This is a genomic window from Aminobacter sp. MET-1 (genome assembly GCF_026521175.1).
GTDB lineage: Bacteria > Pseudomonadota > Alphaproteobacteria > Rhizobiales > Rhizobiaceae > Aminobacter.
In genome coordinates, this window is the sequence record NZ_JAMSHL010000176.1 from 1 (window position 1) to 238 (window position 238).

Consider the following 238-nt stretch of genomic DNA (forward strand, 5'->3'; position numbering starts at 1 on the left):
ATGTAATACATCTATTCAAATTTGTGATACATGTCAAAAAATTGGTTGACCAAACTCGTTATTTATATAAGGGCACTTACGAAGTGCACTCTTTTTTAAAGCGAGGAAGTACCAATGAAAGAGAATAAAGTACAGCAAATCAGTCATAAACTGATTAATATCGTTGTTTTTGTCGCAATTGTAGAATACGCCTATTTATTTCTCCATTTCTATTAATAACGGAAATAAACTGTTCACT

The 238-nt window shown here is 30.7% G+C and carries 1 protein-coding gene; it reads left to right on the top strand.

Annotation, left to right across the window (positions count from 1 at the left end; translation table 11 throughout):
- The first annotated feature begins 114 nt into the window (after positions 1-114).
- Positions 115-216 carry a small membrane protein YkgR gene (ykgR, locus tag NDO48_RS29530; protein WP_000662258.1) on the top strand — a complete coding sequence of 34 codons (102 nt, stop codon included), beginning with the start codon at positions 115-117 and terminating at the stop codon, positions 214-216.
- Positions 217-238 lie beyond the last annotated feature (22 nt).